Origin of the sequence: Comamonas fluminis (assembly GCF_019186805.1) — a bacterium.
Lineage (GTDB): Bacteria > Pseudomonadota > Gammaproteobacteria > Burkholderiales > Burkholderiaceae_C > Comamonas > Comamonas fluminis.
The window spans coordinates 77,398-104,073 of record NZ_CP066783.1 but is presented as its reverse complement, the minus strand read 5'-3'; the positions used below and the strand labels follow the sequence as shown (position 1 = coordinate 104,073).

Annotated in this window: 23 protein-coding genes; 15 read left to right on the top strand and 8 right to left on the bottom strand. The window is 61.3% G+C overall.

The genetic code is table 11. The annotated features are described in order from the left end of the window. Positions 1–44: 44 nt before the first annotated feature. Positions 45–791: a response regulator gene (locus tag JDW18_RS00735; protein WP_218241882.1), complete on the bottom strand. Its 747-nt coding sequence runs from the start codon at positions 789–791 to the stop codon at positions 45–47. A 125-nt stretch (positions 792–916) separates the two neighbouring features. Beyond that, a complete protein-coding gene (locus tag JDW18_RS00730) occupies positions 917–2,269 on the bottom strand; it encodes an AmpG family muropeptide MFS transporter (RefSeq protein WP_246610191.1) in 1,353 nt (450 codons plus the stop codon). Between the two features lie 105 nt (positions 2,270–2,374). On the opposite strand from JDW18_RS00730, the gene JDW18_RS00725 reads away from it, so the two are divergent. The 3 genes from JDW18_RS00725 (at position 2,375) to JDW18_RS00715 (ending at position 5,088) form a co-directional block, all read left to right on the top strand. After that, complete coding sequence (locus JDW18_RS00725) at positions 2,375–3,070, top strand: helix-turn-helix domain-containing protein (RefSeq protein ID WP_218241880.1); 696 nt, start codon at positions 2,375–2,377, stop codon at positions 3,068–3,070. 231 nt (positions 3,071–3,301) lie between these two features. After that, positions 3,302–4,219, top strand: a complete 918-nt coding sequence (locus tag JDW18_RS00720) for a DMT family transporter (RefSeq protein WP_246610189.1) — start codon at positions 3,302–3,304, stop codon at positions 4,217–4,219. A gap of 35 nt (positions 4,220–4,254) precedes the next feature. Next, entirely contained in the window at positions 4,255–5,088 is an 834-nt protein-coding gene (locus tag JDW18_RS00715; RefSeq protein WP_218241879.1) for a M48 family metallopeptidase, read from the top strand. Positions 5,089–5,109: 21 nt separating this feature from the next. On the opposite strand, the gene JDW18_RS00710 is transcribed toward JDW18_RS00715, so the two are convergent. After that, complete coding sequence (locus JDW18_RS00710) at positions 5,110–6,012, bottom strand: helix-turn-helix transcriptional regulator (RefSeq protein ID WP_218241878.1); 903 nt, start codon at positions 6,010–6,012, stop codon at positions 5,110–5,112. Positions 6,013–6,179: 167 nt separating this feature from the next. On the opposite strand from JDW18_RS00710, the gene JDW18_RS00705 reads away from it, so the two are divergent. The 8 genes from JDW18_RS00705 (at position 6,180) to JDW18_RS00670 (ending at position 14,831) form a co-directional block, all read left to right on the top strand. Beyond that, entirely contained in the window at positions 6,180–6,674 is a 495-nt protein-coding gene (locus JDW18_RS00705; protein WP_218241877.1) for a 4-hydroxylaminobenzoate lyase, read from the top strand. Between the two features lie 44 nt (positions 6,675–6,718). Further along, the gene (locus tag JDW18_RS00700) at positions 6,719–8,281 is read left to right on the top strand and encodes a 3,4-dehydroadipyl-CoA semialdehyde dehydrogenase (RefSeq protein WP_218241876.1); all 1,563 of its coding nucleotides are present in this window, start codon (positions 6,719–6,721) and stop codon (positions 8,279–8,281) included. A gap of 3 nt (positions 8,282–8,284) precedes the next feature. Beyond that, the gene (locus JDW18_RS00695; RefSeq protein ID WP_218241875.1) at positions 8,285–9,856 is read left to right on the top strand and encodes a benzoate-CoA ligase family protein; all 1,572 of its coding nucleotides are present in this window, start codon (positions 8,285–8,287) and stop codon (positions 9,854–9,856) included. Between the two features lie 178 nt (positions 9,857–10,034). Continuing rightward, positions 10,035–11,198 carry an ABC transporter substrate-binding protein gene (locus JDW18_RS00690; RefSeq protein WP_218241874.1) on the top strand — a complete coding sequence of 388 codons (1,164 nt, stop codon included), beginning with the start codon at positions 10,035–10,037 and terminating at the stop codon, positions 11,196–11,198. A 155-nt stretch (positions 11,199–11,353) separates the two neighbouring features. Beyond that, positions 11,354–12,226, top strand: coding sequence for a branched-chain amino acid ABC transporter permease (locus tag JDW18_RS00685; protein WP_218241873.1), 873 nt, complete (start codon positions 11,354–11,356; stop codon positions 12,224–12,226). A 2-nt stretch (positions 12,227–12,228) separates the two neighbouring features. Continuing rightward, entirely contained in the window at positions 12,229–13,323 is a 1,095-nt protein-coding gene (locus tag JDW18_RS00680; RefSeq protein WP_218241872.1) for a branched-chain amino acid ABC transporter permease, read from the top strand. Further along, positions 13,316–14,086, top strand: coding sequence for an ABC transporter ATP-binding protein (locus JDW18_RS00675; RefSeq protein WP_218241871.1), 771 nt, complete (start codon positions 13,316–13,318; stop codon positions 14,084–14,086). Before JDW18_RS00680 ends, JDW18_RS00675 begins: the two co-directional genes overlap by 8 nt. Before the next feature lie 43 nt (positions 14,087–14,129). Continuing rightward, complete coding sequence (locus tag JDW18_RS00670) at positions 14,130–14,831, top strand: ABC transporter ATP-binding protein (protein ID WP_218243725.1); 702 nt, start codon at positions 14,130–14,132, stop codon at positions 14,829–14,831. 707 nt (positions 14,832–15,538) lie between these two features. On the opposite strand, the gene JDW18_RS00665 is transcribed toward JDW18_RS00670, so the two are convergent. The 4 genes from JDW18_RS00665 to JDW18_RS00650 all read right to left on the bottom strand — a co-directional run bounded on the left by JDW18_RS00665 (position 15,539) and on the right by JDW18_RS00650 (position 21,434). After that, a complete protein-coding gene (locus JDW18_RS00665) occupies positions 15,539–16,012 on the bottom strand; it encodes a PaaI family thioesterase (RefSeq protein WP_218241870.1) in 474 nt (157 codons plus the stop codon). A gap of 209 nt (positions 16,013–16,221) precedes the next feature. Continuing rightward, positions 16,222–17,736: a succinyl-CoA:acetate CoA-transferase ScpC gene (gene scpC / locus JDW18_RS00660; RefSeq protein WP_218241869.1), complete on the bottom strand. Its 1,515-nt coding sequence runs from the start codon at positions 17,734–17,736 to the stop codon at positions 16,222–16,224. 234 nt (positions 17,737–17,970) lie between these two features. Continuing rightward, positions 17,971–19,293, bottom strand: a complete 1,323-nt coding sequence (locus tag JDW18_RS00655) for a solute carrier family 23 protein (RefSeq protein WP_218241868.1) — start codon at positions 19,291–19,293, stop codon at positions 17,971–17,973. Positions 19,294–19,526: 233 nt separating this feature from the next. Continuing rightward, entirely contained in the window at positions 19,527–21,434 is a 1,908-nt protein-coding gene (locus JDW18_RS00650) for a B12-binding domain-containing radical SAM protein (RefSeq protein WP_218241867.1), read from the bottom strand. Between the two features lie 167 nt (positions 21,435–21,601). On the opposite strand from JDW18_RS00650, the gene JDW18_RS00645 reads away from it, so the two are divergent. After that, positions 21,602–23,773 carry an acetoacetate--CoA ligase gene (locus JDW18_RS00645; protein WP_218241866.1) on the top strand — a complete coding sequence of 724 codons (2,172 nt, stop codon included), beginning with the start codon at positions 21,602–21,604 and terminating at the stop codon, positions 23,771–23,773. Here the strand turns inward: JDW18_RS00645 and JDW18_RS00640 are convergent. Next, the gene (locus tag JDW18_RS00640) at positions 23,770–24,519 is read right to left on the bottom strand and encodes an enoyl-CoA hydratase/isomerase family protein (protein ID WP_218241865.1); all 750 of its coding nucleotides are present in this window, start codon (positions 24,517–24,519) and stop codon (positions 23,770–23,772) included. The two genes, JDW18_RS00645 and JDW18_RS00640, sit on opposite strands and share 4 nt — an antisense overlap. Before the next feature lie 148 nt (positions 24,520–24,667). Here JDW18_RS00640 and minC point away from each other — a divergent pair, with 148 nt between their 5' ends. The 3 genes from minC to minE are packed head-to-tail and all read left to right on the top strand — an operon-like array spanning position 24,668 to position 26,566. Then, a complete protein-coding gene (minC, locus tag JDW18_RS00635; RefSeq protein WP_218241864.1) occupies positions 24,668–25,414 on the top strand; it encodes a septum site-determining protein MinC in 747 nt (248 codons plus the stop codon). A gap of 58 nt (positions 25,415–25,472) precedes the next feature. Next, entirely contained in the window at positions 25,473–26,285 is an 813-nt protein-coding gene (minD, locus tag JDW18_RS00630; protein WP_218241863.1) for a septum site-determining protein MinD, read from the top strand. Positions 26,286–26,290: 5 nt separating this feature from the next. Further along, positions 26,291–26,566, top strand: coding sequence for a cell division topological specificity factor MinE (gene minE, locus JDW18_RS00625; protein ID WP_218241862.1), 276 nt, complete (start codon positions 26,291–26,293; stop codon positions 26,564–26,566). Positions 26,567–26,676: the final 110 nt, after the last annotated feature.

Sequence of the window (26,676 nt, the reverse complement as noted above, 5' to 3'; positions counted from 1 at the left end):
GGGGCCGCCCAAGCGAAGGCGTCGTCGCGCAGCGGCTCAGGTGGTCAATCCTGTTGTTTTGCAAACACATAACCCACGCCACGCACCGTCAGAATGCGCTTGGGGGTCTTGGGGTCGGCTTCAATGGCCGCACGGATACGGCCCATGTGCACGTCGATGGAACGGTCAAACGCCTCCAGTTCACGGCCACGCACGGCTTCCATGATCTGGTCTCGCGTCAGCACACGGCCCGCACGCTCAGCCAGCGCGACCAGCAGGTCGAACTGGTAGGAAGTCAGATCCGCCGTCTGCTCACCCACTCCTACGGTGCGTGCATCGCGGTCTATTTCCAGCGTGCCAAAACGCATGACTGCGGCCGATGGCGCGGGGCCATCGCTACCCTTGCGGCGCAGAATGGCCCGGATACGGGCCAGCAGTTCGCGTGGTTCAAAGGGTTTGGGAAGATAGTCGTCGGCACCCAGCTCCAGACCAATGATGCGGTCCATGGGGTCGCCCTTGGCAGTCAGCATCAGCACCGGAACCTGTGCAGTGGTACCTGTCATGGATCGAATGCGACGGCAGACTTCCAGCCCGTCCATATCGGGCAGCATCAGGTCCAAGATGATCAGATCCGGCGGCTCGGCGCTGCCGCCATCTGCGGGCTGCAATTGGTCCAGGCCACTCTTTCCGTCGGCCTTGTGGGTCACTTCGAGTCCGTTGTTGCCCAGGTAGTCGCTCACCATTTGGGCGAGGCGGACATCGTCCTCGATCATCAGAAGTTGGTGCGTGCTCATAGGGGGCAGTGTAGTCATGCTCGCGCCTTGTATTTTGTTCAAGGCGTCATGCTGGAGCACGCACGTATTGAAGGCTTGTCTGCCGCGTAAAGTTGGGTAAACAGCCTCCACCATCAAAAACAATAGCTACCAGCGCTTATGTATCAAGCGCCAGAGTTCATTTTCACTCTTGATGCCAGAAAGATCAGCAGCAGTACCGGAACACCCAGCAGCGCCGTGGTGTGGAAGAACGACTGGTAACCATAGGCATCCACAAACATGCCCGAATAACCCGCCAGCCACTTGGGGGCCAGATTCATCATGGAACTGAACAGCGCATATTGCGTGGCCGAGTACTGCACATTCGTCAGCCCCGACAGGTAGGCAATGAAGGCCGCGGAAGCAATGCCGCCCGCAAGATTGTCAGCACTGATGACCCAGATCAGCGCCGTCAGGTCATGGCCACGCGTGGACAACCATGCAAACAGCACATTGGTGCAAGCCGACAGCACGGCCCCCAGCATGAGGATGCGCATCACGCCCCAGCGCGCCGCCATGGTGCCGCCCACAAAGGCGCCCAGCAAAGTCATGATGACGCCAAACACTTTGGAAACCGCTGCCACCTCTTCCTTGGTGTAGCCCATGTCCACATAAAAGGGATTGGCCATGATGCCCATGACCACATCGCTGACCCGGTACAGGGCAATCAGCGCCAGCAGCAGCAAGGCCTGCCAGCGATAGCGTCCGATGAAGTCTGCAAACGGCGCAATCAGCGCCCCCTTGATCCACTCCGCGGCGTTGCGCGCAGGGGCCATGGGCCTGGCTTGCGGCTCAGGCGAAAACAGCACCATGCACATGCCCACCAGCATGCTGGCCGCCATCACGTTATAGGCCACATGCCAGGCGTGCAGCACATAGCCTGCACCTCCGCCCTGCACGGTGGACGCCACCCAGAGCACGCCTGCACCGGCCCAGATCATGGCCAGCCGGTAGCCGCTTTGGTAAGACGCGGCCAGCGCCGCCTGCTCATCCAGCCCTGCGGATTCAATGCGATAGGCATCCAGCGCAATATCCTGCGTGGCCGACCCAAAGGCCACCACCACCGCACAGATGACCAGCGCCTGCAAAGACTGTTTGGGGTCCATCAAAGACATGCCCAGCAGGCCCGCCACGATGATGAGCTGCGCGAACAGCAGCCAGCTGCGCCGCCGCCCCAGCAAGCGGTTGAGTATGGGCAGGGGCAAGCGGTCCACCAGCGGAGACCAGACCCACTTGAAGGCATAGGCCAGACCTACCCAGCTCAAAAAGCCGATGGTGGTGCGATCAATATCAGCCTCGCGCAACCAGAAGCTCAGGGTGCCCAGCACCAGCAAGGGTGGCAGGCCTGCAGAGAAGCCCAGCGCCAGCATGCGCAAGCTGGTGGGCTGCACATAGACCCTGAGGGCCTGGCCCCAGCTGCGTTTGGCAGAGGTTTTTGTATCGGAGGAAGTGCTGCTGGTTTGGGACGACTCGGTCATGGTCAGGCTCGGTAGGGCAGCAGCCATTATCGGTTGCCCACGCCAGCCCACGGGCGCTACCATCACCAAGCTACCCATCTCTTTGCTGTAAGCAGAATTTGTCTTATGACCCGCGAGCCCTCCTCCACGCACCCACTGCTAGACCAGGCCCAGACCTCGGTGCGCAGCTACAGTGGCGAGCATCAGGCACACGCCCACGGCCATGCACAGATTCTGTTTGCCCTGCAGGGGCGCATGGAGCTGGAAGTGGGTGGCAGGCCCAGCTTTGTGGACAGCGCCAGCGGCATGATCATTCCCGCAGGAACCGAGCACGGCTATCTGGCAGCACCGCAGACACAGGTTCTGGTGATCGATGCGCCCGTTGCCATGGGGCTGGACAAACTGCGCCGCTTTGCCGTGCCGCCGCCGCTGCGCTTTCCGCAAACACGCCTGTCAGCCGCCGCACAAATGGCACTGGTGCTGGATGCCCCCTCGCTTTTGCAGCGGCGCAGCATTGATCTGCAATGGCTGCAGCAGCAGGTGCGCAACGCACTGCATGAAAGCTGGCCCACCGCCAGACTGGCCGCGCTGGTGCACCTGAGCGTGGCCCAGTTTCATGCCCGTTTTGTAGAGCTGGTGGGCAGCACTCCTCAGGACTGGCTGCGTGATCTGCGCCTGGATACCGCTGTGCAACAACTCAGGCAGGGCGTAGCCCTCGAAGGCACGGCCCTGCGCTGCGGCTATGCCTCCGCCAGCGCCTTGGCCTATGCCCTGCGGCGCGACCGCGGGCTTACCTCGCGCCAATTGCGCGCTGGTCATTAGGGCCTGTTGAGAATTGAGCGAGGTCGCGAAGGATTCTGGCCGTTGGCTAATCTAGGCGCGTGACGCGGTGCGGGTGCCCACCCGATGTATCCCCATAACGGAAGCGCAACGACGAGTGGCCAGCGACCAGATTCCTTCCCTTCGCCTAAATCTCAACAGACCCTAGACAAGCTCCAGCACAAGCGTTTCTCGACATTTGCAGGTCCGTTGCCACGCATGATGCAAGTCATCATGTCCAGCACCACTGCATCCCTGACTTCATCGCCCCGCAATACCATCGGCCCTGTCGGTCTGGTGCTGGCAGCCGCCATGCTATGGGGCACCACCGGCACCGCCCAGCACTTTGCACCGGCGCAGCTCTCGCCCTACTGGGTGGGCGCTTTGCGCATGGTCATGGCCGCTCTGTTTTTTGTACTGCTGGCTGCGGTGGTGGACAAAGGCCAGCCCCGCCAGCCCATGAACCAGGTGCGCATCCTGTTTTGCGGTGCTTGCATGGCGGTCTACAACCTCTGCTTTTTTGCCGGCATCAAAGCCAGTGGCGTGGCACTGGGCACGGCGCTGGCCATTGGCAGCGGCCCCATCTGGGCCGGGCTGATGCAGGCGGTGGTGCAAAAACGCATGCCAAGCCCCCTGTGGTGGCTGGGCACCTGCACCGGTGTGGGCGGCGGCATCATCATGGCCCTGGCGGCCAGCAACCAGCAGCAACTGCCCTGGCATGGCATGGCCTTGTGCCTGCTGGCGGGCATGGCCTATGCCGCGTATGCGCTGGTCAATCAGGCCCTGGTTGTGCAGGCCAGGGTCGCCTCGGTCAATGCCCGCGTGTTCGCGTACTCGGCCCTGCTTTCTCTGCCCTTTGCCGCCTGGCTGGGCGGGCCGCTGCAAGTCAGCGCCAGCGGCTGGGCGGTGGTGATGTATCTGGGCGTTGTCGCTACCGGCATGGCCTATCTGCTGTTTTCCATTGGGCTGCGCGGCATGTCTGCCGCGACCGGCGTAGCACTGAGCAAGGCCGAGCCGATCACAGCCTTTGCGCTGTCGCTGCTGGTCGTGGGCGAGCGCCCTGCATGGTGGTCGATTCTGGGCCTGATGGCCGTGATCGCAGGCCTGTGGCTGGTGGTGAAAGCCGAACAAAAGAATCACGACGCAGTCTGACCCTGCCACGCCGGGCTCTCGCATAGACTTGGCCCATGCACAACACCACCTCATCCCTGCGCCTGTGCGCCACCCGTAGCGGCCTGCTGCTTGCCTGGGCCTGTGCTTCACTGATGCATCTGCCTGCGCAGGCCCAGGTGGATGTGGGGCGCTCGTCCATGATGCGCCAGCTGGTGCCCGCTGAAACACTGGAAAACGCGGCCACCGGCCAGTATCAGGAGCTGCTGCAAAAAGCCAAGGCACAAGGTGCACTGGCCGAAGCCAGCAACCCGCAGCTGCAGCGCCTGCGGGGCATTGCGCAGCGCATCATTCCCTACACACCGCAGTGGAACGAGCGCGCCGCCCAGTGGCGCTGGGAGGTGAACCTGATCGGCAGCAAGCAGATCAACGCGTTCTGCATGCCTGGCGGAAAGATTGCTTTCTACACCGGCATCATCGACCAGCTCAAGCTCAGCGATGACGAAATTGCCATGATCATGGGTCATGAAATGGCCCATGCGCTGCGCGAACATTCACGCGAGCAGATGGCCAAGAATCAGGCCACCAGTCTGGGCATTTCTCTGGGCGCGCAACTGCTGGGGCTGGGCGATATCAGCAGCGCGGCAGCGCGCTTTGGCGGTCAGTTGCTAAGTCTCAAATTCAGCCGCAATGACGAAAGCGAGGCAGACCTTGTTGGCCTGGAACTTGCGGCCCGCGCGGGCTACAACCCGCAGGCCGCCGTCAGCCTGTGGCGCAAGATGGGCGAAGCCACGGGCGAGGGCGGCATCGGCTTCCTTTCCACCCACCCCACAGGGCCGGACCGCATTCGCCAGCTGGAGAGCAATGTGCCACGCGTCATGGCCTTGTATGAGCAGGCTCGCCGCCGATAGCGCATCAATCGCCCTCAGCGTTCAGCGCGTGACCAGGGCGCGCAACTCACGCCCGCTTTGCTGCAGGCTCTTGCCGCTGGTATCCAGCGTGTGATCTGCCTTTGAATAAAAAGCGGTGCGCCCATCCAGAATACGCCGCAGATCATCCATGGCTTCGGGGTTGGCAGCCATGGGGCGCGTATCGCCCTGCGCCACCACACGGCCCATATGTTCCTCGGGCTGGGCCTGCAGCCACACGGTGGTGCAGTGGCTCAGCAGCACATTGAAAGTTGCCGGGTCCGAGACGATACCGCCCGGCGTGGCAATCACCACGTCGCTGTAAATCTGCACGGCCTCTTCCAGCGCCCTGCGTTCATAGCGGCGATAGGCGCCAGCGCCATACAGGTCGTAAATCTCGCGCACGCTGCAGCCCGCCACGCGCTCAATTTCCTGATTGAGTTCGAGAAAAGGCACATTCAGCTGCTCTGCCAGCATGCGCCCCAACGTGGACTTGCCTGCCCCGCGCAAACCCACCAGCGCAATACGCGTGCCGCGATGCGGATCAGCACCCGGCGCAGTGCCCAGAATTTCGGCGGCGGCCATGCGCACGCGGTGCACATCGTCTTCGCTGCGGCCTTCCAGCAGCTCGCGCAGCAACAGCCATTCGGCGCTGGATGTGGTCACATCGCCCAGCAACTCTGCCATGCTGCATTGCAGCGCCAGCGCTATCTGGTGCAAGACCAGGATGGAGACATTGCCCGTGCCGTACTCCAGGTTGGCCAGATGCCGCTCTGAAACCTGCGCCGCAGAGGCGAGGCTGCGCCGGGTCAGCCCACGGCGCGCGCGCAGGTCACGCACCCTCTCACCCAAGGACTGCAACAGCGGACTTCTGCCCGCCTCATCCACTCCCGCCATTGATGCGGCCGCCATGTCTAACTGATCCATAAACCTCCCCAGAGGGCGTAAATGATAAACAGTGGGGGTTAACGCCAATCATGCAATATATTGCTTGACACTGCATTGTCACCTATCTATCTTTGAAATACACGCACAATATTGCATGTTTCAACAAAGAGTTTGATGCTGCTCAGAACAGCACTTCAGGAGACACCATGGCAGCCCCCACCGCCACGTACTCGCTTGAGACATTTCAGCAGCTGGTCGCAACAGTGGCCCAGACACTGCGCGGGCGCGCTCTGGATGGCTCGCTGCAGGCCTGGCTGAACACGCACTATGGTGCAGGCAGCGACTGGTATGCCCAGATGCATGCGGCCTGTGCCGATGGCGTTGCTCAAGGCTGGCTGTGCCAGCGCGAAAACGGAGGCATACGCTGGGGCCGCGTGTTTGAAGCCTGCCCTGCGCTGGGCGACTTCTCGGTCGATGTGGTGCAGATGAAAAACATTGCTGGCCCGCACCACAGCCACCCATTGGGTGAAATCGATCTCATCCTGCCCATCACACCCGGCGCCCTGTTCGACGGCCATGCCGCGGGCTGGTGCGTCTATGGCCCGCAAAGCGCCCACAGCCCCACGGTCAGCAATGGCGAAGCCTGGGTGCTCTATCTGCTACCCCAAGGGCAAATCCAGTTCACAAGACGCGCAGCCTGAAGAACTGCCGCCAACGCTCTTTCACTCATCGAGAGGCTGAAGTCATGACAGAGTTACTCGCCAACCATATTGCAGGCCGCTGGCAAAACGGCAGTGGCCAGGGCACCACCCTGCTGGACCCCGTACTGGGCACAGCGCTGGTGCGTGTAGATGCCACAGGTCTGGACCTGCCTGCCACATTTGCCTTTGCCCGCGAAACCGGCGGCAAGGCCCTGCGCGCCTTGAGCTACGCCCAGCGCGCCAAGTTGCTGGCCGATGTTGCGGCTGTGCTGCAGGCCCATCGCGATGCGTACTACGAAATTTCCACCGCCAACAGCGGCACGGTGAAGAACGATACGGCCGTGGATGTGGATGGCGGCATCTACACACTGAGCCAGTATGCAAAGTGGGGCGCAGCACTGGGCGATGCGCATCACCTGGTGGACGGCAATGCGGTTGCTCTGGCCAAGGATGGCGCGTTTCAGTCGCAGCACATACAGGTGCCCACACGCGGCGTGGCGCTGTTCATCAATGCCTTCAACTTCCCCAGCTGGGGGCTGTGGGAAAAGGCGGCACCTGCCCTGCTCTCTGGCGTGCCCATCATCGTCAAACCCGCCACAGCCACGGCCTGGCTCACGCAGCGCATGGTCAAGGATGTGATCGACGCTGGCGTTCTGCCGCCCGGTGCGCTGTCCATCATCTGCGGCAGCTCGGCCGGGCTGATGGACCAGCTGCAACCCATGGATGTGGTGTCATTCACAGGCTCGGCAGATACTGCCGCCACCATTCGCAGCCACAGCGCCATCACCCGCCATTCGGTGCGCAGCAATATCGAAGCCGACAGCGTGAACTGTGCGTTGCTGCTGCCCGGCCATGCGGCAGACAGCGAAGCCGTGGCCTTGCTGGCGCGCGAAGTGGCCCGCGAGATGACCGTCAAATCCGGCCAGAAATGCACGGCCATACGCCGCGTGCTGGTGCCCGAGGCTTTGTATGACAGCGTGGCTCAGGCCATTGGCGCGCAGCTGGCTAAAACCACTGTGGGCAACCCGCGCAATGAAGCCGTGCGCATGGGCTCGCTCGTCAGCCGTGCGCAGTACGACACCGTGCAGCAAGGCCTGAGCCAGTTGCTCACCCAGACCCGCGCGCTGTATGACGGCAGAGGCAATGCGCTGGTCGATGCCGACGCCGCCATTGCCGCCTGCGCCCAGCCCGTGCTGCTGGGCACGCAAGACCCTGATGGCAATGCACTGGTGCACGACGTTGAAGTCTTCGGTCCCGTGGCCACCCTCATGCCCTATCGCGATCTGGCGCATGGCCTGGCGCTGGCCCATCGCGGCCAAGGCTCTCTGGTCTGCTCGCTGTATGGCGAGGATGCCAGTGCACTGGGCGCTGCCGCCAGCGATCTGGCCGCCAGCCACGGCCGCGTTCATGTCATCACGCCCGATGTGGCCAAGCTGCATTCCGGCCATGGCAATGTCATGCCCCAGTCCCAGCATGGCGGCCCGGGCCGCGCTGGTGGCGGTGCAGAGCTTGGCGGCTTGCGGGCGCTGGACTTCTACCACCGCAAGAGCGCCATTCAGGCTGCGCCACAGGTACTGCAGGCTCTGAGCAAAACGGCGGAGGCATGAGCCATGAACGCCAGCGTCGATTTCAGCCAGCCCTTCAACTTTGCCCAGCATCTGTTTGAGATCAACCGCGCACGCGGCAACAAGACGGCCTATACCGACGACGTTGGCACGCTGAGCTATGCCGAGCTGGAAGATCAGGCCCGCCGCCTGGCCCAGGGGCTGACCGCAGCGGGCATTCACCGCGAGGAGCGCGTGCTGCTGCTCATGCACGATATGCGCGAGTGGGTGATCTCGTTTTTAGGAGCAATGTATGCAGGCGTGGTGCCGGTTGCAATCAATACACTGCTCACCGCCGATGACTACGCCTATATGCTGGAGCACAGCCGCGCTCAGGCCATTTTGACCAACGGCGCGCTGGTGCCCATGGTGCAGCAGGCACTGGCCCATGCCCAGCATGAGGTCAACCATATCTGGGTTGCTCACCCGGAAGAATCTGGCGCCGCCCTGCCCGCCGCCTTCGAAGCCATGCAGCCCTGGCTGAACAGGCAGCAGCCACTGCCCCATGCCGCAAAAACCAAGGGCGATGACCCCGGCTTCTGGCTGTATTCCTCGGGTTCCACCGGCAAGCCCAAGGGCGCCGTTCACACCCATGCCAACCCCTACTGGACGGCCGAGCTGTATGCCAAGCCCGTGCTGGGGCTGACCGAAAACGATGTGTGCTTTTCTGCCGCCAAGCTGTACTTTGCCTACGGCCTGGGCAATGCACTGACCTTCCCCCTGAGTGTGGGTGCCAGCGTGGTTCTGATGGCCGAGCGCCCCACACCAGAAGCCACGTTTGCGCGCTGGACCCGGCACCAGCCGACTGTGTTCTTCGGCGCACCCACAGGCTTTGCAGGCATGCTGGCCCACCCTGCGCTGCCTGCACGCGAACAGGTCAGCCTGCGCATGTGTTCATCCGCTGGCGAGGCACTGCCCGCCGAGATTGCTCAGCGCTTCAAGGCACATTTCGACGCCGATATCGTGGACGGCATTGGCTCCACCGAGATGCTGCACATCTTCATCTCCAACCGCCCTGACGACATACGCTACGGCAGCACGGGCAAGCCTGTTCCGGGCTATGAGGTGGAACTGCGCGGCGAAGATGGCAAGCCCGTGGGTGACGGTGAAATTGGCGACCTCTACATCAAAGGCCCCAGTGCCGCGCTGATGTACTGGTGCAACCGCGAAAAAACCCGCGACACCTTTCAGGGCTCGTGGCTCAAAAGCGGCGACAAATATGTGCGCGATACCGACGGCTACTACACCTACGCAGGACGCAGCGACGACATGCTCAAGGTCAGCGGCATCTATGTCTCGCCCTTCGAGGTCGAATCGACTCTGCAACTGCACCCTGCCGTGCTGGAAGCCGCAGTCATCGGCATCACCGATGGGCAGGGCCTGACCAAGACCAAATCCTATGTGGTCTGCAAACCCGGCCAGAGCACGACAGAGGACGAGCTCAAGGCCTTTGTGAAGTCGCGCCTGGCGGCCTACAAATACCCGCGCCTGATCGAGTTTGTCGATGAACTGCCCAAGACGGCAACCGGAAAAATCCAACGCTTTCGCCTGCGGGAATTGGAGTCAAAACAGAGCTAACCCTTTATTTATCAGGCGCACACAGCTATCAATACAGAAGCACACCCACTAGGGCAATCGCCGGTATTGCTTTAAACCTAAAGTTGTTAGAGTGCGCTCGTGTGTGCTTGCGGCCCGCACGCCCTGTCAGCACCAGTGATTCAACCCGGCATTTCAGACCAACCACGAGGAGACGAGCATGAGCAAACAATGGGCAAAGTGGAGCGCAATCGCACTGGCCGCAGCCGCCAGCTGCAGCGGTGCCTGGGCACAGGAAAAGATCAAGGTCGGCTTCATGCTGCCCTACAGCGGCACCTATGCGGCGCTGGGTAATGCGATTGAAAACGGCTTTCGCATGTATGTGGGCGAACAGGGCGGCAAGCTGGGCGGGCGTGAAATCGAATTTTTCAAGGTGGATGACGAGTCCGACCCCGCCAAGGCTACGGACAACGTCAACCGCCTCATCAAGCGCGACAAGGTCGATGTCATCGTAGGTACGGTCCACTCTGGCGTAGCCATGGCCATGGCCAAGGCTGCCAAGGAAAGCGGCACCGTGCTCATCGTGCCCAATGCCGGTGCCGACGCGGTGACCGGCCCCATGTGCGCGCCCAATATCTTCCGCAGCTCCTTTAGCAACTGGCAGACGGCCTACCCCATGGGTCTGGTTGCCGCCAAGGAGGGCAAGAAAACCGCCATGACCATCACCTGGAAATACGCAGCCGGTGAAGAAGCGGTTAACGGCATGAAGGAAGGCTTTGAAAAGAGCGGCGGCAAGATCACCAAACAGCTGACACTGCCCTTCCCCAACGTGGAATTCCAAGCCTTGCTGACCGAGATTGCAGCAGCCAAACCCGATGCAGTGTTCTCGTTCTTCGCCGGTGCTGGTGCTGTGAAATTCGTCAAGGACTATCACGCCTCGGGCCTGTCCAAAACCATTCCGCTGTACGGCCCCGGCTTCCTGACCGATGGCACGCTGGAAGCGCAAGGCGAAGCCGCACAGGGCATGCTGACCACGCTGCACTACGCGGACGAACTGGGCACAGAACGCGACAAGACCTTCCGCGTCAACTACGCCAAAAGCTACAAGCTGCAGCCCGATGTCTATGCCGTGCAAGGCTATGACGCTGCGCAGATGCTGACCGTGGGCTTGAAGGCCGCTGGTGGCGATATCAGCAAAAAAGATGTGTTCCGCACCGCCATCGAAAAAGCCACCATTCCCAGCCCTCGTGGTGACTTCACGCTGAGCAAGGCCCACAACCCCGTGCAGGACATTTATCTGCGCAAGGTGGATGGCAAGGAAAACAAAAAAATCGGCGTTGCCGTCAAGGCATTGGCAGACCCCGCACGCGGCTGCCGCATGTAATGGAAGCGGCCAATACAGGCTTTGATACGTCGTTGCGTTGCCTTGCCGCACCTGTGGTGCTGTCTGCGGCAACGCGCCTCGTCTCAAGCGCGAATCTGCGATTCGCTGGCCTGTATTGACCGCCAGTTTGTCAACGCGCTTTCACAAGGATTGCCGTGGATCTCGCTACCTTTGTGGTGCAGTGCCTGAACTCGATTCAGTACGGACTGCTGCTGTTTCTACTGGCCTCAGGCCTAACTCTGATCTTCGGCATCATGGGCGTGATCAACCTCGCCCATGGCAGCTTCTACATGATTGGCGCCTATGTGGCGTTCTCACTGGCGCCCTATCTGGGCCAGCATTTCATCACCATGCTGGTGGTTGGCGTGCTCATTGCCGTGGCGCTGGGCTATTTGCTGGAATGGGCGTTTTTCAGCTTTCTCTATGAGCGCGACCACCTGCAGCAGGTGCTGATGACCTATGGCCTGATTCTGGTGTTCGAAGGCCTGCGCGCCATCCTGGTGGACAACGATGTGCATGGCCTTGAAAAGCCCGCATGGCTGGCTGGCAGCTTTCCGCTGATGGGCATGATGCAGTACCCCTGGTACAACGTTTTTGCTGCCGTGGCCTGCCTGGTCGTGGCCCTGCTGATGTACTACACCGTCAACCGCACACGCCTGGGCATGATGATTCGTGCCGGGGCCAGCAACCGCGACATGGTGCGTGGCCTGGGCATAGACATCAAGCGCCTGTACCGCATCGTGTTTGCCGTGGGCGTGGCCCTGGCAGCGCTGGCCGGAATGATTGCCGCGCCCATGAGTTCGGTCTATCCGAACATGGGCTCCAGCGTGCTCATCATCTGCTTTGTGGTGGTGGTGATTGGCGGCATTGGCTCCATCACCGGCGCGCTGATTGCGTCTCTGCTGGTGGGCTTTGTCGATACCTTTGGCAAGGTGTTCTTTCAGGAGCTCAGCGGCATGAGCATCTATCTGCTGATGGCCGTGATTCTGGTGTGGCGGCCCGAGGGCTTGCTAGGTAAACGGAGCTAAGCATGAGCAACACCTCCTACACACCCGTGCCGCAAAGCAATCAGGCCTATGCCGAAGCTCCTGCCGTTACCAACCAAAGCCGCCCTATCCGCTCCAAAAGCATCTGGGTAGGCGTGGTGCTGCCACTGGCCTGCGCCGCGCTGCTGGCGGCGGCTCAGCCCTTCTGGTCGGCCTATCTGTCGGATCTGGTCGTCAAGATCATGATTCTGTCCATCTTCGCGCTGAGCCTGCATATTCTGGTAGGCGGCGCAGGGCTGGTCAGCCTGGGACACGCAGCCTACTTCGGTCTGGGTGCCTATGCCGCAGTGAAAGCGGCGGGGACGGAAGGCAGCAACTTCCTCATCATGCTGGGTGCAGCGGTCGGTGCATCCGCTCTTTATGCGCTGGTGGTTGGAGCACTCAGCCTGCGCACCAAAGGCGTGTACTTCATCATGGTCACGCTGGCCTTTGCGCAGTTGGCTTTTTTTGTCGTGCATGACGTGAGCTACTTTGGCGGCAGCGATGGCATCTACCTCATGCAACGCCCTGCCATTGGCGCTCTGGACATGGAAAGCAGCCGCGTGCAGTACTACGTGGTGCTGGCCGCGCTGGTGTTGGTCTATGCCTTTATCGGCATGCTGCGCCACTCGCGTTTTGGCCATGCACTATCGGGCATTCGCGTCAATGAGCAGCGCATGCGCGCCGCCGGCTTTTCCACCTACTGGTACAAGCTGGCAGGCTTTGTGATTGCCGGTGCACTGGCTGGCCTGGCGGGCTTTCTGCTGGCCGCACGCGACGCTGTGGTCAACCCCGAATTGCTGGCCTGGCACCACTCTGGTGAAGTGCTGCTGATGCTGATTCTGGGCGGCATTGGCTCACTGCGCGGCGCTGTGCTGGGCACACTCACCTTTGTGCTGCTCAAGGAAGTGCTGAGCACCCATGCCGTCATGGGCAATGCGGCCGATCACTGGCAGCTGACGCTGGGCATTGCCATCATCGTGCTCGTGGCGCTGCTGCCCAAGGGGCTGGTGGGCATCAACGACAAATGGCAGAAAAAGGCTGCAGCGCAAAAGGATGAAGCGCTGATAGCTATTGATTCGGGAGCAAAAAATGGTTGATGCAACACGCGCTCCCAGAATGTCCGTGCGCGGCCTGACACGGCGCTTTGGCGGGCTGGTCGCTGTCAACAATGTCGATATCGATCTGCACCAGGGCGAAGTCCATGCCGTCATCGGCACCAACGGCGCAGGCAAGTCCACCCTGATCAATATGCTCTCGGGCGAGATAGCGGCCAGCAGCGGATCCATCACGCTGGAAGGCCGTGACGTAACGCAGATGCCGCAGCCCCAACGCGCCAAAGCAGGCATTGGCCGCAGCTACCAGCGCACCACCATCTTCCCGGAATTCACGGTGCTGGAAAACTGCCGCCTTACCGCCCAGGCCCAGTCCAGACCGCGCCCATGGCGCATCTGGGAGCCCGCCCAGCATTGCGACAGCAGCATGGCACGTGCGCAATCCGCGCTGGCGCGTACAGGTCTGACACTCCATGCAGAGCGCATTGCAGGCAGCCTGAGCCACGGTGCCAAGCGCCAGCTGGAAGTGGCCATGTGCCTGGCCACCGAGCCCCGCGTGCTGCTGCTGGATGAGCCGCTGGCCGGCATGGGCGCCGAAGAGACCGAGCGCATGCTGGACCTGCTGCAGGAACTCAAAAAAGGCCACGCCGTGCTACTGGTCGAGCACGATATGGATGCCGTCTTTCGCATTGCCGATCGCATCACAGTGATGGTCAACGGAACAGTGGTGGCAACCGGTACGCCCGATCAGATTCGCGTCGATCCGGTCGTACGAACCGCGTATCTAGGGGAGGAGGAACATGCTTGAAGCCACCGCCGAAAAGCGCGAAGTTCATCAAGGTGCGAAAGCCATGTTCAGCCTGCAAGAGGTGCACACTTTTTACGGCGACAGCCATATCCTGCACGGTGTTTCGCTGACTCTGCCGCAAGGCAAGGCCGTGGGCCTGCTGGGTCGCAACGGCATGGGCAAAACCACGCTGATTCGCACACTAATGGGCTATGTGCCCGCACGCTCCGGCAAGGTGTTTGCCGATGGCCGCGAGGTGACGAATTTCGCCCCCGAAAAAATGGCAAAACTGGGCATTGGCTATGTCCCCGAAGGGCGCGGCGTTTTCCCCAATCTCTCGGTCAAGGAAAACTTGCTGATGAGCGCACGCGCAGGTCTCGATGGTCAAAAAAACTGGACCTATGACCGCGTACTGGAAACCTTTCCGCGCCTGAAGGAGCGCCTGACCAATGGCGGCGATCAGCTCTCCGGCGGCGAGCAGCAAATGGTGTCCATCGGCCGGGCGCTGATGACCAATCCCCGCCTGCTGATTCTGGATGAGGCCACCGAAGGCCTGGCCCCGCTGGTCGTCGCCGAAATCTGGCGCGTGATTGCGCAGATTCGCCAGACCGGTATCTCCACCTTGATCGTGGACCGCGACTACAAGAAAGTGCTGGCGCACACCGATCGTGCGGCGGTTATGGAAAAGGGGCGACTTGCGCTGCAGGCACATTCTGCTGAGCTGCTGCTGCAGCCGGAGAAATTGTCGGCGTTGTTGGGGGTGTGATTTTTCTCAGTACTGCTCTGTTTTGCTCAGGACAGAGGGCGGGTCTCGGCCCGCCTTGCCAACTCACTTTCTTGCTGGTGCAAGAAAGTAAGCAAAGAACACCAGCCCCGATGTCCACGACCCTCCGCTTCGCTGCGGGCAACCTGCGCCGTCAACCTCTTGAGGCTGTGCGGCAAAACTCACTGCGCGCCTTTGGCTCTTCGTTCAAACAGTTGCCGCAAATTTGATGACGAAGCAGTTGCACTCTGCGGTGCAACTGCCAGCCCCAAGAGCTTGCCGTCACTGGCGTGGTCACAAGGGGCAATACCGGGTTCGGGATAGCTCAGGGTGAAATTTGATAGCTGATACCGCAATCTGGATAAGCGCTAGAAGCCCATTTCGTCACAACTCTTGCAGGCTGCCCGTACCCACCCGTGTGGATGCGCCTGCGGCACGCGGTTCAGGCTGCGGGCAATGCTGCCGCAGGACAGCATTGCTTCGTGAACTGACTTGCGGCAACTGTTTGAGCGGCGCGCGCAGCGCAAAGCGAGTTTTGCCGCACCGCAGACTGAATTGCGTGACGCAGGTTTTCCCGTAGCGAAGCGCAGGGACGCAGAAAGTCGGGTCGCCTTTTCTTTGGGTACTTATCTTTTGGCGAAGCAAAAGAAAGTACCTCGGCTGGCGGGCCGAGACCCGCCCCCTGCCCTAAAAACAAACCGGCGTAAAACCTACTTCACCCCACCCAAAGAAGCCTGATCCAGCCGCACATTCTTCGCTGCTTCCGGCGCCAGAATCGCCATCGTCAAACTGCAGTTGCAGGTCATCTTCCCGTCTTCATCGCGCAGCTCAATCGCCCACACATGCGTGGTGCGCCCCAGATGCGTAGGCCGTGCTGTGGCGGTGATCCAACTGCCTTTGCGGCCTGCGCGCACATGGTTGGCCGTAACGCTCAGGCCCACGCAGCGGTAGCCTTCTGGAATGCTGCAAGCGGCAGCCATGGACCCCAGTGTTTCGGCCAGCACCACGCTGACGCCGCCGTGCAAAATGCCGTAGGGCTGGCAGGTGCGCTCATCGACATGAATACGGGCACACACATAGTCGTCGCCGTATTCGGTGAACTCAATGCCCAGGTGGGAAATTGCGGTGTTGGCACTGCCTGCATTCAGTGCTTTGAGATCAATCTCGCGGGTCCAGATCGCCATACCAGTCCTTGTTGTGCATGAAAAAAGGACGCCCTTTGCAGAGCGTCCTTTGATGCTACAAGCTTGGTGCCATAACGCCAGCACCAAGCGGACTATGCACAGCTTTCACCACCTCCACACTCCAAGTCAGAGTCACCAAGCAAGGGCCGCCCCGCAGCGATGGTGTCGTCCCCTTGGGGGAAGGCGCAAAGCGCCTCAGGGGGGATCTATTACCCGCGCATATCGCCCTTGTCCATGAAGCGCTGGTGCCAGGAAAGTGCTTCGGTCAGGATGTGCGGCGTGTGCTGTGCACCCTGCTGGCGCGAGCGGTCGAAATAGTCCTGCAGCTGGTCGCGGTAGTCGGGATGGGCGCACTTGTCGATGATGACTTGCGCACGCTGTTTGGGCGACAGGCCGCGCAGGTCGGCCAGACCTTGTTCGGTGACGATGATCTGCGTGTCGTGCTCGGTGTGATCGACGTGCGAGCACATGGGCACGATGCAGCTGATCTTGCCGTCCTTGGCCACGGAAGGCGTGACGAAGAAGGACAGGTAGCCGTTGCGCGCAAAGTCGCCCGAGCCGCCGATGCCGTTCATCATGCCGGTGCCCATGACGTGGGTGGAGTTGATGTTGCCGTAGATGTCGGCTTCGATCATCGAGTTCATGGCGATGATGCCCAGGCGGCGCACCAGCTCGGGGTGGTTCGAGATTTCCTGCGGACGCAGGATGATGCGTTCACGGTAGAAGTCGATGTTGTCCTCGAAGTCCTTGCAGGCTTCCTTGCCCAGCGAGATGGAGGTGGCCGAGGCCTTGCTCATCTTGCCCGCGCGAATCAGCTCCAGCATGCCGTCCTGCAGCACTTCGGTAAAGCCCAGCAGGTTCTCGAACGGACCATGCAGCAGGCCTGCCAGCACGGCGTTGGCCACATTGCCCACGCCCGACTGGATGGGCAGCATTTCCTTGGGCAGACGGCCCATCTTCATCTCGTGCGAGAGGAAGTCGATGATGTAGCTGGCGATCTTGTTGCTGTTCTCGTCCGGCACGGCAAACACATTGTCACGGTCGCCCTTGTGGGTTTCCACCACGGCGATGACCTTGGCGGGATCCACCTTCAGATACGGCTCGCCAATGCGGTCATCGGCATGGGTCATGCTGATGGGCATGCGACGCGGCGGAATGGCCGTGCCGTAGTAGATGTCGTGCATGCCTTCCATCTTGGCGGGCGGCTTGGTGTTGACTTCCAGAATCACCTTGTCGGCGATTTCCAGCCAGGTCTTGTTGTTGCCTACCGCTGTGGAGGGAATCAGCAGACCATCGGCGGTCACGCCCAGCACTTCCACCACGGCAATGTTCATATGGCCCAGGAAGCCAAACCATGCGTGCTGCGCCACATGGGACAGGTGCATGTCGATGAAGTCAATCTCGCCAGAGTTCACGGCCTTGCGCGCCGTGGGGTCGGTGTTGAACGGCAGACGCTGGCCCAGGGCATGGGCTTCTGCCATGACGCCGTCGCACTCGGCGGCGGTGGACGCACCGGTCCAGACATTGATCTTGTAGGGCTTGCCCTGGGCATGTTCTGCCTTCGCACGGGCCGCGATGGCCTGCGGCAATGCCTTGGGGTAACCGGCTCCGGTAAAGCCGCTCATGCCGACATTGACACCGTGGGGAATCATGGCGGCGGCCTCTTCTGCCGTCATGACACGCGAGAGGAATTCTGGGTAACGTACGCGATCTGCGATGGACATTGCATGCTCCAAACTCAGAGGTCCCGGCCGAACACTCGAGCCTGACAGCACGGACGATGTGGCGTTCTTGTGGCCATGCTCAGCGATGAGCCGGCACCTCTAAAAAAAACCGCCCGGGTAGGGCGGCGTATCTCCAGCGAGAAATGTTACCAGCGCGGAACACGAATTTCGGGTTAACCCGCAAAGGCCCTGCGCTGCTGTCAGGGGCATATGCCCCCGATTACATGTTGGCGCTTACTTTTTAGGTATCTGAGTTTCAGATTTGCGGTCGCCCAGCGTCAGCAGCGCATACAGAATGATGGCGCCGAATGTGGCGCAACCAATGCCGCCCAGTGCGAATTCACCGAACTTCAGCGTGAATTCACCCGTGCCCAGAATCAGGGTGACAGCGGCCACGATCAGGTTCTTGATGTCAGAGAAATCAACCTTGTTGTCCACCCAGATCTTGGCGCCAGCAATCGCGATCAGGCCGAACACCACGATGGAAACACCCCCCATCACCGGCAGCGGAATGGCCTGAATCAGCGCACCGAATTTGGGCGAAAAGCCCAGCAGCACGGCCAGCAAGGCGGCCACAAAGAACACGGCAGTGGAGTAGATGCGCGTTGCCGCCATCACGCCGATGTTTTCAGCATAGGTGGTCACGCCCGTACCACCGGCTGCGCCGCTGACCATGGTGGCCACGCCGTCGCCAATAAAGGCCCGGCCCATGTACTGGTCCAGGTTCTTGCCCGTCATGGCCGTCACCGCCTTTACGTGGCCCAGGTTTTCAGCCACCAGAATGATGACCACGGGCACGATCAGCAGCATGGCGTTCGTGGTGAACACGGGGGCGTGAAAGGAAGGAATGCCAAACCAGGCAGCGTTGACCACGCCGCTCAGATCCACAGGCTTGCCCCAGCCCAGACCGTTGGTGAACAGCGCGTAGAGCAGGCTGGCCACAATCAGGCCAATCAGAATCAGCAGACGCTGCAGCATGCCGCGCGTAAAGACCGCCACCAGTGCGACCGACAGAAAGGTCAGCGCCTGCATCCAGGCTTCAAAGTTGTTGGCCGCCATGTTCTTGATGGGAATGTGCGCCAGGTTCAGGCCAATAATGGCCACCACAGCACCCGTCACCACCGGCGGCATGAAGCGCTCAATCCAGCGTGTGCCGATCAGTTGCACCAGCACGCCAATCAGCAGATAAACCAGACCGCAGGCAATGATGCCGCCCAGGGCCACGCCGATGTTGGCATTGCTTGGACCCTGACTGGCCACATAGCCGGTGGCGATGTTCACCACGCCGATGAAGGCGAAGGATGAGCCCAGATAGCTGGGCACCTTGCCACCGGTGATGATGAAGAAAATCAGCGTGCCGATGCCGCTCATCAGCACCGCGAGGTTGGGGTCGAAACCCATGAGGATGGGTGCCAGCACGGTGGAACCAAACATGGCAATCACGTGCTGAATGCCCATCAGGCCGGTTTGCGCCCAGGGCAGCCGCTCATCGGGGCCAATGACGCCACCGCCCTGCAAGACATCGGACGACCGCTCCGTCCATTGAAACATTCCCATCCCGTCACTCCTGGAGTTATTAAACGGGGCAGATTATGGCAAGCCGGGCTTGTCTGATGGGGGCGTGCAAGCACTGGTATTGCACGCGCAGTGGTCTCTTTCTGACGCGGAAAACCCGCTCGTCAAAGGCTCAACTATCAAATCAATAGCTTCTAGCACAATCCAATCTTGGACTTTAGGTTCAAATGCACATAAAACCCATAATTAGCTTGTGCAATCAGCTATCAAAAAAATCAACGTGACTGCAGCGCCCGCGCAATGCGGTCGCGCTTGACGGTGGGTTTGGGCACCTTGAAGGGGAACCACATGCGCACATCTTCTTCAAGCCCAATGCCGTGCATGAAGTTGTAGATGGCTTTTTTCAGCGCCACGCCCAGGGCATCGTGGTCGACGCCTGTGGGGTCGATGAAGGGGCGGTCATTCTTGGCAAAGCTGCCTTCTGGCAGCGGCGGCAGCTCAATGCCGTATTCCTCGGGGTTGAGGCCCACAGGCGAATGCACAGTGCAGCTGAAGCGGTGAAAGAACCCGCTTTGAATACAACCGTTGAGGAAGAGCTGGCGCACATATTCCAGCGCGTCCACCGTGTCCTGCACGGTTTGCGTGGGAAAGCCATACATCAAATAGGCGTGCACCAGAATTCCGGCCTCGGAAAACGCCTTGGTCACGCGTGCCACCTGATCGACGGTCACGCCTTTTTTCATCAACTCCAGCAGGCGGTCAGACGCCACTTCCAGGCCGCCTGAGATGGCGATGCAGCCGCTGTCGGCCATCAGCTCGGCCAGCTCGGGTGTGAAGGTTTTCTCAAAGCGCACATTGCCCCACCAGCTGATGCCTGCGTTGCGCGCAATCAGCTCCTGCGACAAGGCTTTGAGCGCCTTGGGCGGGGCAGCTTCATCGACAAAGTGAAAGCCGGTCTGGCCGGTTTCCGCGACGATGGCTTCAATGCGGTCGGCCAGCACGCTGGCGTTGGCGCCTTCATAGCGGCCGATGTAGTCCAGGCTCACATCGCAGAAGCTGCACTTCTTCCAGTAGCAACCGTGGGCCACGGTGAGCTTGTTCCAGCGCCCGTCGCTCCACATGCGGTGCATGGGGTTGAGCATGTCCAGCAGCGACAGATATTTGTCCAGCGGCAGGCCGTCCCAGGTGGGGGTGCCGACCTCGGCAAAGGCGATGTCGGACTCCATCATGTTGACGTACTGCACCTGGCCTTGGTCGTTACGCACAAAGGTGCGCACCAGGCGCGATTTACCGCGCTCGCCGCGCAAATGCGCCAGCAGCGCCAGCAGCGGGCGCTCGCCCGCGTCCAGCGTCACAAAGTCGAAGTAGTCGAACACGCGAGGCTCGGCCAGTTCGCGCAGCTCGGTATTCACAAAGCCGCCGCCCAGCACGGTGGCAATCTGCGGGTGGTGCTTTTTGATGGTCTGGGCGATGCGAAACGCCGCATAGGCCGAGCCGGGAAACGGCACAGACAGCAGCACCACCGTGGGCTGATGGCGCTCCACGACCTCCAGCGTCAGGCGCTCCAGCACTTCGTCCACCAGATTCGCAGGGGCCGCCAGCGCCTTGGCCAGCGGGTCAAACGTGGGCTGGCTGCCCGCCAGCGATTCGGCGTAGCGCACGAACTCAAAGCGCTCATCCACCGCGTCACGCAGCACATCGGCCAGATCGTTCAGATACAACGTGGCCAGGTGCTTGGCCTTGTCCTGCAAACCCAGGGCGCCAAAGGCCCAGCCCAGCGGGTCACCGCCCTCTTCATCCTCATACACATCCAGCGTGGCAAAGCGCGGGCCTTCGGGCAGAAAGTGACGGCCCGCAATGCGGTGGGCCAGCGTGGAGTCGCGCCCCTGCAAAAACGCAATGGTGGGCGCGATGGTGGCCAGATAGCGATCCTGCTGCTCTGCAAAGGATTGCACGGCTGGCGTGCGCTTCTTTGGAGGCAGAGCCGCCACGCGCGCGGCCACGGCGCGCAGGCCGTCGGGCGAGAGCAACTGCAGCACCAGCGCCAGCGCCAGGTCTTCCTGCACCGCCGAAATGCCACGCGAGCGCAGAAAGCCCGTGAGATAGGCGGTGGAGGGATAGGGAGTGTTGAGCTGCGTCATCGGCGGGATGACAGACAGCACACGGGTGGGCAAAGCAGACATGAAGTGCGGGCCGTGGGCGACCGCCAGTGACGATGAAAACAGCCCCGATTATCCCAATGCATGAATAGCCGTGCAGGGGCGTCTGCAGCGCCGCGGTGTCAAGTCGGTGACCTTTCCCCGGGGTGAGTCCCGGTGACGCGCCACAAGCGCGGCGCTACGCTGAATTTATGGCTACTGCACATCCCCACTCCACCCCGCCCGCTTTTGTTCCACAGATACGCCGCTACCAGGACTGGCTGCGCAGCACGCGCGGCCTGAGCTTTGATAGCTATGACGCGCTGTGGCGCTGGTCCACCACGGATCTGGACGCGTTCTGGCAAAGCGTCTGGGACTACTTCGATCTGCAGTCCCCTACGCCCCACAGCGCGGTGCTGGCCAGGAACGTCATGCCCGGTGCGCAGTGGTTTCCCGGTGCGCAGATGAACTACACACGCCAGGTGCTGCGCCATGTGCAGCCCGCCCATGCGGCAGGCATGCCAGCCGTCATCAGCCGCAACGAGCTAGGCCTGCACCGCGAGCTGAGCTGGCCCGACCTGCAGCGCCAGGTGGCCGCGCTGGCCCTGCACCTGCGCGCGCAAGGCGTGGGCAAGGGCGATCGGGTGGCCGCTTATCTGCCCAATATTCCTGAAGCCATCATCGCCTTTCTGGCCTGTGCCAGCCTGGGCGCGATCTGGAGCATCTGCGCCCCCGACATGGGCACCAACGCCGTGCTGGACCGCTTCACGCAGATCACCCCCAAGGCGCTGATTGCCGTGGATGGCGTGCGTTACGCCGGCAAAGACATTGACCGCCGCGAAGTGCTGCAGCAACTGCGCGAAGGCCTGCCCAGCGTGCAGCATGTGGTGCTGGTGCCGAATCTGGACATATCAATAAAGATAGCTGACACCGCTGATTACATAAGCGTTACAGCCAGAAATGATGCTGAGACTGCAGCCTTTGAGCCCGAGTGGCTGCCGTTTGACCACCCACTGTGGGTTGTCTATTCCAGCGGCACCACCGGCCTGCCCAAGCCCATTGTTCACGGCCATGGCGGCATGGTGCTGGTGGCCGTACAGCTCAAGACGCTGCACAACGACATTGGCTGCAGCTACCACCCCAACAGCTGGGGCGAGCGCTATCACTGGTACAGCTCCACCGGCTGGGTGATGTGGAATGCGCAGGTATCCGGCCTGCTGGGCGGCACCACTTGCGTGATCTTTGACGGCAGCCCCGGCGGCAGCAAAGACAAGCCCGACTGGGGTACGCTGTGGCGCTTTGCCGCCGAGACGGGCGTGACCAGCTTTGGCTCAGGCGCGGCCTTCTATACCAACTGCATGAAGGCCGGGGTTGAGCTTTCCCGCTGCGGCGACCTCTCGCGCATACGCGGGCTGGGCAGCACAGGCTCGCCGCTGCCGCCAGACGTTCAGCAATGGGGCACAGCGCAGTTTGCGAAGCTGGGACACCCCGACATCTGGTGGAACAACCTATCGGGCGGCACCGACTTCGCGGGCACCTTTATCGGCGGCAACCGCGAACTGCCCCAGGCCCCGGGCGTCATGCAATGCCTGCAGCTGGGCTCTGCCGTGGAAGCCTGGAACGAACAAGGCCTGCCCGTCATGGACGAGGTGGGCGAACTAGTCTGCACCCAGCCCATTCCGTCCATGCCGCTGTTTCTGTGGGGTGATGTGAGCACCGCCGAGCCGCCTCAAGGTGCGAAGGCCCCCTCGGGGGGCAGCGCCCCACACGCAGTGGGGAAGCGTGGGGGCGACCCATTCGGTAAACGCTATCTGAGCAGCTATTTCGACATGTATCCCGCTGGTCACGGCCGCAAGCTCGGTGGCGGCGATGGCCCGGCGGAGATGGGCGGTGTCTGGCGGCATGGTGACTGGATACGCATCCAGTCACAGGGCGGCTGCATCATCTATGGCCGCAGCGACGCCACCATCAACCGCCACGGCCTGCGCATGGGCACCAGCGAGATCTACAGCGCCGTGGAAGCCCTGCCCGAAGTGCTGGACAGCATGGTGGTGGACCTGGAATATCTGGGCAAAGACAGCTATATGCCGCTGTTTGTGGCCCTGCGCCCCGGGGTGGAGCTGGACGCAGAGCTGCGCGGGCGCATCAACACGGCCATTCGCACCGCCCTGTCGCCGCGCTTTGTGCCCGACGATATCTTTGCCGTGGCCGAGATACCGCGCACGCTCAGCGGCAAAAAGCAGGAGCTGCCCATCAAAAAGCTGCTGCTGGGCCAGCCTCTGGACAAAGTTGTCAACAAAGACGCCATGGCCAACCCCGGCTGTCTGGGCTGGTATGAGGCGTTTGCGAAAGAGCACCTGGCAAAGGCCGGAGCCTCTGCTTAACGGCCCGTGAACTGCGGCTGGCGTTTTTCACGCCACGCCGCACCACCTTCTTTCAGGTCGGCTGATTCAATCGTCGCCTGCACAGCCGCATCAATGCTGGCTCTGTCATGCGCGCCGCGCACGATGGCGTTCAGGTGCTTTTTCATGCCCAGCAGCGCCAGCGGTGCCATGCCTGCCAGCGTGTTCTGCAATTGCGCAACGCGCGGGGCAATGTCTTCGCCATCCACCAGGTCGGTCAGAAAACCGCAGTCCTTCATGGCCGGGGCCTGCAGCTTCTCACAGGTCAGAAACAAGCGCTTGGCTGTATCCACACCCAGCCGCGTCACATAACGCTCCAGGCCCGAGGCATAGAAATGCAGGCCCAGCCGCGCTGCGGGCATGAACATCTGGCTGTTGGCACCACCCACGCGGAAGTCGCAGGCCAGCGCCATATCCGTGGCACCGCCAAACACACCACCCTGAATGGCCGCGATGGTGACGGCGTGGCAGTTTTCGATGGCGTCCACCATCTCGCCAAAGGAGCTGCCTTCGTTCTGGCTGTTGGCAATCTCGCCAATGTCATAGCCGCTGCAGAAATGCCGGCCCACGGCCTGCAGCGTCAGCACCAGCACATGGGGGTTGGCGTTGACCTCGTCGATATGGCGGCGCAGCACCATCAGGTCTTCGGGCATCAGTTTGTTGGCAACTTCAGGACGGCGCAAGGTGATGCTGGCACAGGCGCCCTGGATCAAAAGCTCTGGAGACATGACTGTATTTTCATCCAGAGCCGGGGCTGTCCGCCCTCTGAGACACATCAAGTGTTGCTGTGCAAACACTCGGTGACCATATCTTTCACTGGCAGGCAGGTACACTTTGGCGTCCTCATAGAGCACCTTGCGTGCGCTGATCCCATCCATGTCTGTTGAATCGACCGGCGCCGAGCGCCCCAGCTTTGACCTCAAGAGCGCACAACTGCCGGTGCTGTCGGTAGTGCTTCGCAGCACCGACATGCAAGCCCTGACGCAGGACTTGGCCAGTCGCCTTGCCGATGACCCCGACTTTTTCGACAACGACCCCGTGCTCATCGACCTGAGCCAGGTGCGCGAGGCCGGGGAAAGCATTGATTTTGTGGCCCTGGTAGATGCCTTGCGTGCCCATCGCACCGTGCCTGTGGCGGTGCGCGGCGGCAGCCCCGGGCAGATGGAGGCCGCCCACGCGTTGGGCCTGACCGCGGCCCCCGATGCAACGCCCATACGCCGCGCCGAGCCGGAAATTCACGAAATCATCCGCGAAGTGGAAGTGGTGCACGAGGTCGAAATCCCCGCACCGCAGGCCGATGCCCTGATCGTGGACCGCCCTCTGCGCTCCGGTCAGCGCGTCTATGCCAAGGGAACCGATATTGTCGTACTGGACATCGTCAGCTATGGTGCTGAGGTGATTGCAGACGGCAACGTCCACGTCTATGCGCCGCTGCGTGGCCGCGCCGTGGCCGGAGCCAGTGGCAATACCAGCGCAAGAATATTTAGCACTTGCATGGAGCCGCAATTGCTCTCTATTGCAGGTATCTATCGCACAATCGAGACCGATTTACCTGCAGATGTCTCTGGCAAGGCTGCCAAAGTCCGTCTGGAGGGCGAGAAGATCATCATCGAGCCGGTGTGACAGACGCACCGAACAACCTATTAACCTGCCTCATCTGTCTTTAAGGAATCGTGCAAACATGGCCAAAATCGTCGTCGTGACCTCTGGCAAAGGCGGGGTCGGCAAGACCACCACCAGCGCCAGCTTCGCATCGGGCCTCGCTCTGCGCGGTCACAAGACCGCTGTGATTGATTTTGATGTGGGCTTGCGCAACCTGGACCTGATCATGGGCTGCGAGCGCCGCGTGGTCTATGACCTGATCAACGTCATCCAGGGTGAAGCGAATCTGAACCAAGCCCTGATCAAGGACAAGCAGTGCGACAACCTGTTCGTGCTGGCGGCCTCTCAGACCCGTGACAAGGAAGCGCTGACGCAAGAAGGTGTGAAGAAGGTGCTGGACGACCTGTCCGGCATGGACTTCGAATACATCGTCTGCGACTCGCCCGCCGGCATCGAAAGCGGTGCGCTGATGGCCATGCACTACGCAGATGAAGCGCTGGTGGTGACCAACCCCGAAGTCTCGTCCGTGCGCGACTCGGACCGCATTCTGGGCATGCTCAGCTCCAAGACCGATCGCGCCACCAGGGGCGAGAAGATCAAGGAGCATCTGCTGATCACGCGCTACAACCCCAACCGCGTGGAAGATGGCCAGATGCTGTCGCTGGAAGACATTCAGGACATTCTGCGTATCGAGCTGATTGGCGTGATTCCTGAATCGGAAACCGTGCTGCAGGCGTCCAACCAGGGCATTCCAGCCGTGCACATGCAGGGCTCTGACGTGGCCGAGGCCTATCAGGACGTGGTTTCGCGCTTCCTGGGTGAAGACAAGCCCATGCGCTTTACCGAAGCCGTCAAGCCTGGTTTCTTCAAGCGCATCTTTGGCGGGAGGTAAGCGCAATGTCCATGTTGTCGTTTCTGCTGGGAGAGAAGAAGAAGTCGGCTTCAGTCGCCAAGGAGCGCCTGCAAATCATTCTCGCGCGTGAGCGCGTGGGCGGCGGCGAAAGCAGCAAGCCCGACTATCTGCCCGCACTGCAAAAAGAGCTGATGGCCGTGATTTCCAAGTACGTGTCCATTGATCCCAATGACATCAAGGTGAACCTGGAGCGCCAGGAAAACCTGGAAGTGCTGGAGGTGAAGATCGAGCTGCCGGAGGCTAGGATTACCACCTCCTGAGGAGCTTCGCCTGGGCGGCCCCGCCGCGAGGCGGCTCTTGCTTGGTGTCCTCACTTGCGCTGTGCGCGCTAAAGAACTCATCTATTCATAGCTGCTTGCGCTTGATAGAT